Consider the following 14,228-nt stretch of genomic DNA (forward strand, 5'->3'; position numbering starts at 1 on the left):
GCCTTTTGTTCAGCTAATAGTTTCGCTTGAGCATCCGCTTGTGCTTTGGCCTTTTGTTCAGCTAGTAGTTTAGCTTGAGCATCCGCTTGTGCTTTGGCTTTTTGCTCTGCTAATAGTGTTGCTTGAGCATCCGCTTGTGCTTTGGCCTTTTGTTCAGCTAATAGTTTCGCTTGAGCATCCGCTTGTGCTTTAGCTTTTTGTTCTGCTAGTAGTTTCGCTTGAGCATCTGCTTGTGCTTTAGCCTTTTGTTCTGCTAATAATTTCGTTTCAGCATCTTTGTCAGCTTTAGCTTTTTCTTCAGCAGCCAATTTTGCAGTTGTATCATTTTCCGAAGGAACATTAGTAACAACTTCTTTTTTAAGCTTTGTAATTTTAGCAATCTTTGGCTTTTTCTTCTCGTCGGAAATTAGCAAACCTCCAACCTCGTCACCACTACTATAATCGTATCTATTGTTACTTTTAAATCTATAAGCCAACGTGAAATCATGAGAATTACCAAAGGTTGATAAATCACCAAGGGCTTTTTCATAATTATATTCTAATGCAATTTGTGAAGTGATATTGATGCCTATTCCTCCAGACACACCATAGCGTGTGTTGTAACCTACTTGTGCCCAAATCCCTTTAGGTACAGTAAGCATTGCCATAGCAGAAATAATAGTTTCTTCTTTTTGAAATTCTGATCTAAACAAACCTGTAAACTTGCTTTCATCAAAGAATCCACGACTTGACATCATATAACCTGTGTACATGATATGAGCTTGAATACTTTGCTGTGGATTATCTTCAATAAGCGTTGAGGTTTCAAAATTATATAAAGCTAAATTGTTGATCGATACACCAAAATCTAAAAATCCCATTCCATAATTAATTCCAGGATTTACAGTCAGTAAGAAGTTTTCTGGTACGTTTTGTAATGAAGGATCATCAAAATTTGTAATAACATTTCCTGTATTAACTCCACTTTTATAAGCACCAATATTTAAACCAAACGTTAAGTTGCTATCTTTTTGTAATTGTACATTATAGGCGAAATTGACCATACCTCCAAACGTCGTTAATACACCATAATTTTGTTGAAATACGCCAATTCCTGCACCAATATTTTCTCCAAATCTACCAGAATAACTTCCTAAATAGGTGAGAGGTGCATTTTCGAAATCTACCCATTCTCTTTTATTATTAAAACTGATGTATTTAGATTGCTCTCTAACAAAACTGAATGTTGGGTTAATAGCAAAACGATTAAATGTCAATGAGTTCCTTGCTGGTAGGTCAAGCGAAACCACTCCATCATCTTCTTGAGAATAGAACATCTGTATAGAACAGATACATAATACTAAAACAAAAAGACGTGTTTTCATATTATTTGATTACCGTTATTGACCCCTTTTTGGTGTCGTTATCACTCGTTGTTATCACGTAATAAAATACTTGATTAACACTATTTAAATTTAGATTATTTTCTGGCCAATTGTTGCCATAGTTATCGGTTTGCATCACCACTTTACCTGTATTGGTCATAATCATGACGTTTGTATTTGTTCCACTTGTATACAACAAAGGAATCATCCATGTATCATTTATTCCATCTCCATTTGGGCTGATGATATTTGGAATTTTATCTACATCTGGAAATGGGTCAAAAGCTTCCTGTAATTCAAAAATAAATTCTCTTGAGCCAACACAACCAGAGGTTTCTGTTACAATAATTTTATAAGTTCCAAATTGTGTTGCGTCGTAATTATCTTCGGAAACATTAGCGATTAAGACGTTATCTAAATACCATTCAAACTCTGGATTATTAGCATTTGTAGTTACTACTACTGAAAGTGATTCGTCTTCTTCAATAGTTTCTATTTCAGACACATTAATAGATCCATCAAATAATTCACTTATAAGTACAATTTCACCTGATGCCATACAATCACCTAAATCTACTTGTACTGCATACGTACCAGATTCACTTGTGTCATACATTTGTGATGTTGCGTCAACTATAATATTTCCATCCTTAAACCATTGGTAAGTGTTACCAGTAATTGTAGTTAATGTTGTAGATCCATTTGCTGGACAAAACGGATTTCCTAAACTAGAAGAAATTCCTGCATCGGAATTACCTGTTGTTACTTCGCTAATTGCAACTCGATTTGAAAAAGAATCTGATGTACATGTGCCATAATTTGTTTCAACAAAATAGGTTCCAGGCTGACTAACAGTTAGGGTAGGACCATCTGAAATAAAAACTGATGTTGTTGGTCCAGTTTCTTTATACCATTTATAAGTAAGGTTAGGATAGTTAAGTGGAGAATCGTTTGATCCTGTTCCAGGATTATCAATTGTTAGTAAATAGCTTCCTCCAGAACAGTATACACCTGTTGATACTAAATTATTGATAGAAAACGGTGAATCCTGTATTTTATAATAGGCTGCAAATGTCGTAGAACCAGAACTAGTTGCTGCTGGAGCACTACTTTTAATTCTAATTCTATAACCTTCTCCAGCTGTTGTTGTAGGTAATGAGAAATTTAACGTTGCTGGTGATGTAGTAACTGCACCAGGATTTGAAGTAAATATAACTGTTGCACTAGAAAAATCGCCATCTGCATCAGACAACTCTATTGAGAACTGATTTGAAGCGTTTAAACCATTTTCCGGAGAAAAAACAAAAGTTGTACTATAGGTATTAAATGTATCACTAGCGCATGCTTGACTGAATCCTAAATTGGGTGAACCAATCACGATTTGTGCGTTTAGATTTTCCGAAGAAAAAAGTAGGAAAACAAAAAGTCCGAAGACTATTCTATTTACAAAATTTGAGTTATACATTAGGTTTGGGGCGTAATTTTTTATTCTATAAGCAGGTTGTTCTTATTTTGTTATTAATCTTCATCATCATCATCATCAATTAAATCGTTAGAAGCGTAGATTCCATTAATTCTTAATCTAAAATCTGGACGAGTTTTGTTGTTAGCATCAATAAAAGTTTCTGAGTCTGGACCTTTAGAATATACGTTATCAAAAGAGCGACTACCATACCAGTTTTCTAAATCGGCATTATTAGAAAATCCATTTCTAAAGATGTTTCCTTTACAATTATTAAAGTAGGTTCTTGTAAATTTTAACTTCGATAAATTTTCTTGGTTGATATCAATTTTATTGTCAAGAATTACAGCAGGATTAAATCCAGATATCACACTCATATCTATTGAGAATGAAGAATCTGCGCCAATGTAAATTGCTTCACTTACTAAACCTAGATTGATATCGTTTTTTAAATCAGAGCTTAGGTTTATTAGTGTTAAATTTGCAGCTGCAACAAACGTTTGTTCTTTACTAAAATCGATGTCATCTTTTGCATCATAATCAGCCACATAAATACATCTTGAAACATCTGAACTAGAAATATAAGGAGATCTAATTGCTAAAGAGTTTGCAATCCAAACTTGAGCACCATCATTAAATTTGTAATCATTACCAGTAGACTTGTAAGACACCAATTGATCTAGAATAAGTTTACCACCTAAAACATTGAATGCATCACCTTCACAGTAACTTACCATAATGTTTTCTACAATAGTTTGTTGACCAACACCAGCTAAAGTAAGTGCACTAAAATAGCCATAGTCTTTTGTTCTTTTTCCTGCAAATTCTAATCGCACATACTTTAAAACACCAGAGCTACTATCTGGATTATCACCTCCATAACTTAAGGATTTAGCGATAGATGGTCTTAAACCATAATTTAAAGCAGACTCACTACCAAACGCATTTGTTGGCGCATCACCAAGAATGAATAATCCTCCCCAATCACCAGGCTTTTTTACACTTCTACTAGACGTAAATATGATAGGATCTGTTGAGGTACCTTCTGCAATAATCTTTGAGCCATTGCTTATTGTAAGAGAACCTTTGGTTTTGAAATCACCAATAATTACAGTACCAGGTTCAATAGTTAATGTCGAACTATCTGTTACAAAAACATCACCTAATAAAAGATATACATCTCTCTTTAGTAATTTTTTGTTTTTAGTGATATTACCACTAAGTATTTGAGTTGGCTTACCATACTCAACTTTGTTCGGTTTGAATTCTGTCCAAGGGTTTAACCAATTATTATAACCAATTATTCCTTTTTCTTGCTGAGCAAACATATTGCCAAACACTAGGAATGAGATTAATGTAAGTAGAGTAATTTTTTTCATAGCAGGTAATTGTTTAATTAGATTATTGGGTGCTAATTTATATAACCAAAAATAGCATAAATACTTACGAAACGCAAATAATATCGACGAAATACGTAAATATATATGATATTGAAGTATTTTCCTACAACATAATTATGTATATTTTTATAAAAATCAGATTATGATAAGTTGCGTACAATCAAATAGTTAAAAATTTGAAGACTATAAGACACAAAAAAGCCTCAGTAGAAGTTACTGAGGCTTAAAATTTTGTGACTAAACAAATACTTAATTAGTCTGTTTTAAAATCATTATAGGTATGTAATGATTTTAGTGTTTCTTCGTAAAATAAAATAGCAGCTATTAAATCTCTTGTATCAGAATACGGTAATATTTTCTTTTGAAATTCTACAGTACTATCAAAATACTCAACAGATGCATCACGATTTATTTCTAATGCTTTTTTGTTTTCTTTAGTTTCTGGTATACCAAGAGAAGCCATAGTAACACCTGGTTTTGTAGCAAAAGCAATATTTGGTAAAATATTTACTATAACTTGGATACGTTCACTATATAATTTTAGTAATTCTCCTTTAGACATTTTATCTAATTGGGCGAAACTGTGATATTTAGAAATGTTGACTTTACCATCAATAATAGTAATTTCTTTATTCTTTTTTTGAGCGAAAGTTATACTTGCCATTAGAAAGAAAATAGCAATACATAATGTAGATTTTGTTTTCATTTTTTAGTTTTTTATAGATCTAGGTGAGACAAATCTATACAATTTATTAAAAAAACCAACTTAATTTTGTGTTTTTTTGCAAATTATTTTCTTCTATGAAATACACATTTCTTGGATAAAAGGCTTATTTAGTGGATTAAGAGCATATTTGTCCGATGAAATACTTTTTGTTTTTTTGTTTAATTAATTACAAAAATTACTCCTTTTTAATAGATTATTTTAACCTATTTCATTTTTAATAATATTCTAATCTTTCAGTTTTTTGTTCATAAAAAGGCATCATTTAATCGTTAAATTTTGCATGGTCTGTCTTTTTATCGCATTAAATAGTTCATTGATAAGATTTTTAAGGGTTTATGATATAATTCGGCCAAATTTGATTGAATTTATACTTAACGCAATGAAAAAATTAATAGCCCTTTATGCTTTCTTCTGTTTATTCGGACTTCAACAAACAGTTATAGCACAAGAAACTTCAGATATTTCCGAAGCACAAAAAGAAAACTACTTAGAACGTCATCCTATATATGATTATAATGCACAACAATTAAGTGCCACAGATAGTATTCCAGATTTTGAGACTAAGCAACAACCATTAAAAATTACAGGTACCATTTATAAAAGTGATGGTGTAACTCCAGCTGAAGGTATCATCTTATATATTGAACAAGCAGATGAAGATGGTGATTTTGATTTAAGAAAAAATAACGATAAACGTTATGCTCACCATAGAGGTTGGATAAAAACAGATGCTAATGGTCGTTATACCTTTTACACATTTGTACCAGGAAATGATAGACGTTACAATCAGCTATCTCAATTATTTCCAGCAATTAAAGAACCTTCTAAACCAGCATATGATATAGCGTCTTTCTATTTTGATAGTGATCCAATGCTCACGAAGCTATGTCGTAAAAAAATCGCTAAAAAAGGAGATCCAACGAGAATATTGAAACCTACTAAACAGGATAATATGTTAGTTGTAGAGAAGAATATTGTACTAACTTCAAATACAGTTGCCTCAAATTAAGACATCTACTTATTTTTCAATAACTAACTTCTGACCAATTTTAAGTACCGAATTACGTTTTATAGTATTCGTATTACATATTGAAGTAATAGACACATTATTACGTTTTGAAATGCGTGACAAAGTATCACCAGATTTAACAACGTAAATAGATTTTTGTTTCACAAGACTAGCAATAGCTTCTTCTTCAGACAAAAGTGGTTTTATTAAACTTTCCTTTTTGGAGTTATGATAAATAGGACGTGTCCATTTTTTAGTAACCCAAAGTTCATTGGCTCTAATTGTATTTTGATTATTAAACTCAAATAGATATTCTGGATTTATAGACACACCTTTATAATTAACGACTAAATGTAAATGACTTCCTCGTGCATTTCCAGAGACACCACCTTTACCAAGATATTGACCTTTAGTTAACGTATCGTTTTCTTTTACACCATATTCAGATAAATGTGCGTACACGGTTTCTAGTCCGTTAAAATGTCTCACAACCACTGTTTTTCCATGACCTCTACTATAACGAGACATTCTTACAATGCCATCAAACATAGAATATAAACTATCTCCTGTTACCAAATCTATGTCAATACCTTTATGTGCTCGTCCTCTTCTCCAGCCATAACGTGAGGTTACGACTTTGTTTTTTTCAATAGGTGAGTGGTATGTAGAATCTTTGAATTCTATTTTCAACGGAAATGTAACATCTACATCATCATTATACGGATTATAAACCGTGTGATCCCAATACTCAGCTTTGATATCTTGAGGAATAATAGTGTCCTTAACAACAACTAATACAGGTTTAACTGAATCTTTCTCGACTGTTTTAAAATTAAATTCGGGAATATCAATGATAGAGACCTGAGGCTTTTTTTGAGCATAAACACTTAAGGATAATGTAATTAAGAAGAGAGAAATTATTGATTTCATAAGTTGAAATAGTGATTTTGATTTTCAGTTTCCGAAGATATAAAAATTATAAACGTTACAAAGCACTAATGTATTGTTGGTAAAATTTTATTCATTTTTGGTAATTTCTTATATTTGTATTCGTGGCATCATTGTTGAATGTCATTTAGTATTAATAAATAAATTATATTACAATTATGAGTAAAGGAACAGTAAAATTCTTCAACGACGCTAAAGGCTTCGGATTTATAACAGAAGAAGGTTCAAACACCGAACATTTTGTTCACATTTCAGGATTAATCGATGAAATTCGTGAAGGCGATGAAGTTGAATTTGATCTTACAGAAGGAAAAAAAGGATTAAACGCGATTAACGTAAAAGTTATTTAACATACGCTTAACCACAATTTAGAAAGCCCATCACTAGTTGATGGGCTTTTTTTGTTTTAAAAAATTGAAAAACTAATTTATGTATAATTATAAAGTATATTTACTTGACCAAATACTCTTACTTTATCATCATTACAAAACCTTTGAATTTAAATCATCTTAATTAGTATCATTAACGCAACTCAAGCATGCAAAAACCAAGTACTAAAACTTTAATCATTATAGCGTTTATTGGTATCTATGTGATTTGGGGTTCTACGTATTTACTTAATAAAATTTCGGTCACCGAATTACCTCCTTTGTTTTTGGCAGCTATTCGATTTTCTATTGCGAGCGTTTTAATTTTTGCAATTGCTAAAGCTTTAAAGTATAACCTTTACATTACCAAGAAACAATTACTCAATTCTACACTAGTTGGATTTCTATTTTTAGTCTACGGAAACGGTGTCTTCGTTTGGGCTTTAAAATATATAGATAGTGGTTTTGGTGCATTATTAGCATCAACACAACCTTTATTTGTATTGTTGCTTATGCGATTAATGGATAACAAAAAAATGCAACCCAAATCTTTAATAGGTGTTGCTCTTGGGATTATTGGGATGTATTTACTAATAAGTCAACAAGAATTAGTCACCAATGAAGAAACACTTTTAGGCATTTTTATGATTTTCACTTGTGTTTTAGGTTGGAGTTATGGAAGCGTTTATGTTGCAAAAGCAGATGTCCCAAAAAACTATTTGGTAAGTACAGGATATCAAATGGCAATTGCAGGTATTTTATTAGCTGTAGTAAGTTTATCGTTAGGCGAGGAGTGGAGTTCACCATTAACTTGGAGTCCAAGAGTACAATTAGCCATGTTAGCATTAATCACCTTTGGAAGTATTGGCGCATTTACTGCTTTTAATTATCTCTTAAAACAGGTTTCTACGGAAAAAGTCGCCACATCAGCCTACGTCAATCCTATTGTAGCGATGATTTTAGGTTGGTATGTTTTAGACGAAAAATTAAGCACGCAATCAATCATTGCTGCAATTGTATTATTAACAGGTGTGTATTTTATCACATCGCGGAAACGAGTACTTCCAAAAGAAGAAATTTCAAAAGGTAAACCATAAAAAACTCCTGAAGAGATATTCTTTCAGGAGCTTAACTTCTAAATTTAATCAAACTTAACTGGCCACATCAAGCATTACTGAAATGAAAATACATTTTCATTGAAAGTACCGAAGCGAAACTTAGAGATGTTTCTAGTTCGTCTGATAATTGTTCACGACTACGCTCGATATGTCAGTAGTCTTACTTCTTAGATTCATCCACACTATCACATTGAATCTCATATTGATTATCCTCATAATCCTTACACATCTTTACAAAATCAGTTGGTAAGATCGTTCTAAAGTCATGTTTGTCTTGTGGTATTATTTCAATCATTTTATCAATCATGGGTTGCGGATCAAATTGACCTTCTGCCATGGCTTTTGCTGCAGCTTCTATGTTTTTACGAGGTGTAAAATATTCTTCCTCATTAAACCATTGTGCGTAGGTGTCGTACATTCTGTCATTAAAACCTGTATCAAAAGGTCCTGGATTTATGGTTGCTACGGAAATTCCCATTGGCACCAACTCATGTCTTAATGATTGTACAATGGCTTCAAGTGCATGTTTAGAGGCGTTGTAAGCTCCTAAATAAGGTGTTGTTGATAATCCAGCAACAGATGAGACGAATACCAATTTCCCTTTTTTCTTTTCTACCATGCTATTGATAAACGGTTGTGCAAACTCCAATGCTGAAAATACATTAGTTTCCATGACCTGACGAATTAAACCGACTGGCATTTCAGATACTGGTCCAGAGTGACCTATTCCTGCATTACTCACTAAAATATCAATATCGTATTCCCAAGCTTTTTGGCAATCCATAAAATCTAGAATATTGAGTTTGATGATTTCTAAGTTATCTATAACTCCAGCTTTTTTGGCATCTTCTAGTAATCGTGATTTCTGTTCCCATTTATGAACACCTGCAATCACATTATGACCTTTAGCCGCTAAACCTAATGCTGTTCCTTTTCCTAATCCTGATCCTGCTCCTGTAATTAAAATTGTTTTGCTCATATCTATGTCTGTTTTTGAGAGTTTATTTGTTTGTCTCAAGGTAGAATTAAAGCTGTTAGGAGATTAGCTTTATAGATGGAATGGTTAACGTATATGATAAATCATTAAAATATTATTTTTTATCTTTAATTAACTAATTATTAAAAACAACAAAAAAGCCCACAAACTAAACAGTTCACAGGCTTTTTCACTATCAATAAATTCGTGTTACTACTATTTCAAACGCTCCAACAAGGTTTCAGCAACTAATGCTGATGATGCTGGATTTTGTCCAGTAATCAAATTGCCATCTTGTAAGACGTGCACTTCCCAATCTCCTTTTTTAGAGTAGATGCCACCATTGGCTTTCAACATGTCTTCTACTAAAAATGGTACAACGTCTGTAAGTCCGACAGCTTCCTCTTCAGTATTCGTAAATCCGGTTACTTTTTTATCGTTTACTAATGGCTTTCCATCTGTTCCTTTAACGCTTTTTAAAGCAGCAGGCGCATGACATACAAAAGCAACAGGCTTATCTTGGCTATTAAATTTTTCAATTAAAGCAATAGAGTTAGCGTCTGTAGCTAAATCCCATAAAGGACCATGACCACCTGGATAAAATACAGCATCAAAATCATCTGGATTTATAGTTGCTAATACTGTTGTGTTTGCAATACGCTTTTGAGCTTCTTCATCGTTATCAAAACGCTTTGTTGCTTCTGTTGCAGCACTCGGATCATCACTTCTTGGATCAATTGGTGCAGCACCACCTTTTGGTGTAGCGATTGTAATATGTGCGCCTTTATCTAATAAAGTATAATATGGGCTTGCAAATTCTTCGACCCAAAATCCTGTTTTTTCGTCGGTATCTCCTAATTTATCGTGAGATGTTAATACAAATAATATGTTCATTGTGTGTACTTTTTTTAATTCTGTTTGTCCTTCTGAACTTGTTTCAGAAGTCGTTTCCTTTGTGTTCTCTTTACAGCTTGATGCTGTAATTATTGTTAGCAATAAGGCTAAGGTTTGTAGTGTTTTCATAGTTATATATTAAATTTAATACGCCATTTTTACAATAGTCTCTACGTTCTCTGGTGTTAACGATTGGTGTTCACCTAGACCTTTCCATCCACGCTCTGTAAAACGTTGTGAAATGGTTTCGGCAGTACCTTCATAATCCTTAGTGTAGTCTGATAACTTGGTATCAATTCCTAACTCATGGAAAAAATCTACCGTTTTTTCAATAGCAGTATAGGCTTTGTCATCTGTACTACCTTCGGTAATATTCCAAACACGCTCTGCATACTGTGCTAATTTTTCCTTTTTAGCTTCAAAATTGAATTTGTAATGACTTGGTGCAATAACTGCTAAAGTTCGTGCATGGTCAATACCAAATAATGCTGTGAGTTCGTGTCCCATAGCATGAACAGCCCAATCTGTAGGAACTCCTTTTTGGATTAATCCATTTAAAGCCATCGTACAACTCCACATAAAATTAGAAGTGGCTTTATAATCTGTTGGATCTTTCAACACTTTTGGTGCGACTTCAATTAAGGTTTGCAAAATACTTTCAGCAAAACGATCTTGTAGTAAAGCGCCTATTGGATACGTCATGTATTGTTCTAAAACATGCGTAAAGGCATCTGTTAAACCATTTGCTAGTTGACGTTCTGGAATAGAAGCTACCACTTGAGGATCTAATATAGAAAACTCAGGAAATAAACCTGGTCCACCCATGGCTAACTTTTCTTTCGTTTCTGCTCTTGTGATGACTGCACCAGAATTCATTTCAGAACCTGTTGCAGGTAAGGTTAATACAGTCCCAAAAGGCATGCCTTTTTCGGTTCTAATATTCTCTGTTAAAATGTCCCAAGGTGACTCACCTTTATATAAAGCTGCAGCCGATAAAAATTTGGTGCCATCAATTACAGATCCACCTCCAACAGCTAGTAAATAGGTAATGTTATCATCTTTAATTATTTTTAAAGCTTCCATTAATTTAGAATATTCTGGGTTTGCAGGAATACCTCCAAACTCAACAACATCTACTTTAGAGAGTGCTTTTTTAACTTGGTCGTAAATGCCGTTTTTCTTAATGCTTCCACCACCATAGAGGAGAAGGACTTTAGCATCTTTAGGAATTTCGTTTTCTAGTTTTTCTATCGTGTTCTTTCCAAAAATTATTTTGGTCGGATTTTTAAATTCAAAATTGTTCATATGTCTTCTTTTTCTTTTTTAAGTTGATTTATATTTTAACTACCATTTTCCCTTTGTTCTTACCATCAAACAGATCTATAAAGGCTTGTGGGATATTTTCAAAACCTTCAACTATTGTTTCAGAATAGGTAAGTTTACCTTCTGCTAACCAGCTTGATAACGATTTGATAGCTTCTGGGAATTTCTCTTCAAAATTAGAGACGATAAAGCCTTGCATGAGTGCACTATTTTTAACTAAAAACGGTTGTACGCTCACACTTTTTGGGAGTTCTGTATTGTTGTAGACAGAGATGGCTCCACAAATCACAATTCTCGCAAATTTGTTGATATTGAATAAAACTGCATCTGAAATTGGGCCACCAACATTATCAAAATAGACGTCCACACCATTTGGTGCTGCTTTAGCAATGGCAGCTGCCATATTCTCAGTTGTGTTGTAATTGATACCAGCATCAAATCCGAATTTAGATTTTAGCATGTCTACCTTTTCATCTGTACCAGCAATACCAACAACGTGAAGTCCCAACAATTTACCAATTTGCCCAACAACACTACCAACAGCTCCTGCAGCTCCAGAAACGACTAGTGTTTCACCTTTTTTTGGTTTTCCTATTTGTGTTAAACCACAGTATGCTGTTAAACCTGTCATACCTAGAATTCCTAAATAGGCACTTAAATCTGCTTTAGAAGGATCTACTTTATGAAGTCCTTCGCCTTTAGAAACTTGTTGTGTTTTCCAATCTAACATGCCAGAAACGTAATCATCTTCATTGAACTTATCATTTTTAGAAGATATCACTTTAGCAATCACACCAGAATGAATGGGTTTGTTTAATTCAAAAGGAGGTACATAGGATTTTGCATCGCTCATACGTCCTCTTAAATATGGATCTACAGAAACATACTGTGTTTCTAAAAGGAGTTCACCATCATTAATATGGAGTTCAATATCCTCTTTTATAAATTCGAAGTCTGAAAGTGATGGCTTTCCTTGTGGTCTGTTTTTTAATATTATAGTTTGTATCATGTCTTTTTTATTTTAGTTGTTATGTCCTATTGCGTTTATATAATCTGAAGTGATAATTACTTCAGAATGTGTTGTTCCATTTGCCAATTCAATCATAGCCTGAGCTATAGTTTCGGCATTTACAATTTTGTATTTTTTTAAATTTCCGAAGAATAAAGGCTGAATAACTTTTAATACGGTCAAGCCCAAAAACTCTAAAGTTCTCGTTTCATTACGATCACCTTCAATTAAAGAAGGTCTTAAAATATGAGTATTTTTTATGTGTTGCTGTAACACATCATGCTCCATTTCTCCTTTGGTTTTGCTGTAAAACGTACTACTATTTTTATCTGCTCCCATTGCTGAAATCACTAAAAAGGTAGCAATAGTATTATCATTTGAAAGCTTGGCAGCTGCTACAGGAATCCCATAATCTATTTTTTTGTAAAGCGTTTTATCTGGTGTTTTAGCTTTGGTTGTCCCAATACAGCAATAGACTTCATCTGCAGTAAAATCTGATCTAAATTGTTCTAACTCTAAAAGATCACCAATAAACTGTGTGACTTTGGTTGGTAAACCTTCAATTTTAGAACGCGAGAATAATTTGATACTACTGTAGCGTTCATCTTTGATTAATTTTTGAAGCACATGATTACCCGTTAATCCAGTAGCTCCTAATATAATTGCCGTTTTGTTCATGTTATAATTTTATACTGTCCCAAGCTGCTTGATAAGCTTCTTGAATATGAGTGTCATTTAATTGAAATGCGTCACGATTTTGAACCATCATTAAAAATGACAATGGATTTATAGAATATGCATATAAAAGATAATCAGATATGGGTTTTATAATCTGTTCTTTTTTACCACGTTCCCAAAGGTCGAGTAGTGATTGCAAATGCTTAATACCTTCTTTTCTACTAGGTTCGTCAATCATTGGTGTATTGTCACATTGCGCTAAAAACATAGCGTTATCAGACTCTTTTATTTTAAAATCTGCGATACGTTTCCAAATGAGTTCAAACCCTTTTTCTACAGACATATTTTTGTCATAGGTTTCAAAGGCATACTTTGTATATACTGCTTTTACTTCGATATACGTTTTGTTGACTAAGTCCTGTTTATTATCAAAATACAAGTAAATAGTAGCAGGTGAAACGTTAGCCGTTTTGGCAATTTTACTCATAGGTGCAGCATGAAATCCGTCGTTATTAACGAGTTCAATAGTTGCTTTAATAAGTGCATTACGTTTATCGATACTTTTTTGAAGTTTTGCCATCTTGATTCTTATTTCTATGCAAATGTATATAAAAATGAACGTTCATTCTTTTTTTTAACAAAGGTTTAGGTTTATGAAAAAAGTAGGATGTAAGAGATACGATTTATGCTGAGCTAGTTTCAGTATTTTACAAGAACATAGAGCTATATATTTTATGATGTGACCCTAAAACGAGTTCAGGGTGACGAAGAGACAGAGATATTATATTTTTTCTTCGGAAATGTGCTAACTGTAAAATCGATAACTTTTAAATCACAAGAATTTTAATAACACGTCATGCTGAACTAGTTTCAGCATCTTAAAAGAACATAGAGCTATATATTTTATGATGAGACCCTGAAACGAGTTCAGGGTGACGAAGAGACAGAGATA

At 33.0% G+C, this 14,228-nt stretch carries 14 protein-coding genes; 3 read left to right on the forward strand and 11 right to left on the reverse strand.

Features of this window, described 5'->3' with window-relative positions; translation table 11 throughout:
* From WNY78_RS18580 to WNY78_RS18595, 4 genes are all read right to left on the reverse strand, one after another.
* Positions 1–1,364: PorP/SprF family type IX secretion system membrane protein (locus tag WNY78_RS18580; protein ID WP_342874724.1), on the reverse strand; the 1,364-nt coding region annotated here is incomplete at its 3' end.
* A gap of 1 nt (position 1,365) precedes the next feature.
* A complete protein-coding gene (locus tag WNY78_RS18585) occupies positions 1,366–2,829 on the reverse strand; it encodes a gliding motility-associated C-terminal domain-containing protein (protein ID WP_342874725.1) in 1,464 nt (487 codons plus the stop codon).
* A gap of 53 nt (positions 2,830–2,882) precedes the next feature.
* A complete protein-coding gene (locus tag WNY78_RS18590) occupies positions 2,883–4,205 on the reverse strand; it encodes a hypothetical protein (protein WP_342874726.1) in 1,323 nt (440 codons plus the stop codon).
* A gap of 274 nt (positions 4,206–4,479) precedes the next feature.
* Positions 4,480–4,932, reverse strand: a complete 453-nt coding sequence (locus WNY78_RS18595; RefSeq protein WP_342874727.1) for a hypothetical protein — start codon at positions 4,930–4,932, stop codon at positions 4,480–4,482.
* A 400-nt stretch (positions 4,933–5,332) separates the two neighbouring features.
* On the opposite strand from WNY78_RS18595, the gene WNY78_RS18600 reads away from it, so the two are divergent.
* Positions 5,333–5,962, forward strand: a complete 630-nt coding sequence (locus WNY78_RS18600; RefSeq protein WP_342874728.1) for a hypothetical protein — start codon at positions 5,333–5,335, stop codon at positions 5,960–5,962.
* A gap of 9 nt (positions 5,963–5,971) precedes the next feature.
* Here the strand turns inward: WNY78_RS18600 and WNY78_RS18605 are convergent, their stop codons facing one another.
* On the reverse strand, positions 5,972–6,892 hold the full coding sequence (locus WNY78_RS18605) for a M23 family metallopeptidase (protein WP_342874729.1): 921 nt from the start codon (positions 6,890–6,892) through the stop codon (positions 5,972–5,974).
* Positions 6,893–7,068: 176 nt separating this feature from the next.
* Between WNY78_RS18605 and WNY78_RS18610 the strand changes: the two genes are divergently transcribed.
* Positions 7,069–7,260 (forward strand): cold shock domain-containing protein, encoded by a 192-nt coding sequence (locus WNY78_RS18610; protein WP_342874730.1) that lies wholly within the window; start codon positions 7,069–7,071, stop codon positions 7,258–7,260.
* Between the two features lie 188 nt (positions 7,261–7,448).
* Positions 7,449–8,375 carry an EamA family transporter gene (locus tag WNY78_RS18615; RefSeq protein WP_342874731.1) on the forward strand — a complete coding sequence of 309 codons (927 nt, stop codon included), beginning with the start codon at positions 7,449–7,451 and terminating at the stop codon, positions 8,373–8,375.
* 181 nt (positions 8,376–8,556) lie between these two features.
* On the opposite strand, the gene WNY78_RS18620 is transcribed toward WNY78_RS18615, so the two are convergent.
* From WNY78_RS18620 to WNY78_RS18645, 6 genes are all read right to left on the reverse strand, one after another.
* Positions 8,557–9,375, reverse strand: coding sequence for an SDR family oxidoreductase (locus tag WNY78_RS18620; protein WP_342874732.1), 819 nt, complete (start codon positions 9,373–9,375; stop codon positions 8,557–8,559).
* 213 nt (positions 9,376–9,588) lie between these two features.
* Complete coding sequence (locus WNY78_RS18625) at positions 9,589–10,395, reverse strand: type 1 glutamine amidotransferase domain-containing protein (protein ID WP_342874733.1); 807 nt, start codon at positions 10,393–10,395, stop codon at positions 9,589–9,591.
* A gap of 15 nt (positions 10,396–10,410) precedes the next feature.
* The gene (locus WNY78_RS18630) at positions 10,411–11,571 is read right to left on the reverse strand and encodes an iron-containing alcohol dehydrogenase (RefSeq protein WP_342874734.1); all 1,161 of its coding nucleotides are present in this window, start codon (positions 11,569–11,571) and stop codon (positions 10,411–10,413) included.
* A gap of 28 nt (positions 11,572–11,599) precedes the next feature.
* Positions 11,600–12,598, reverse strand: coding sequence for an NADP-dependent oxidoreductase (locus tag WNY78_RS18635; protein ID WP_342874735.1), 999 nt, complete (start codon positions 12,596–12,598; stop codon positions 11,600–11,602).
* A 12-nt stretch (positions 12,599–12,610) separates the two neighbouring features.
* Positions 12,611–13,276, reverse strand: a complete 666-nt coding sequence (locus tag WNY78_RS18640) for an NAD(P)H-binding protein (RefSeq protein WP_342874736.1) — start codon at positions 13,274–13,276, stop codon at positions 12,611–12,613.
* Between the two features lies 1 nt (position 13,277).
* Positions 13,278–13,856, reverse strand: a complete 579-nt coding sequence (locus WNY78_RS18645) for a TetR/AcrR family transcriptional regulator (protein WP_342874737.1) — start codon at positions 13,854–13,856, stop codon at positions 13,278–13,280.
* Positions 13,857–14,228 lie beyond the last annotated feature (372 nt).

The sequence above is a fragment of the Psychroserpens sp. AS72 genome (genome assembly GCF_038900375.1).
Lineage (GTDB): Bacteria > Bacteroidota > Bacteroidia > Flavobacteriales > Flavobacteriaceae > Psychroserpens.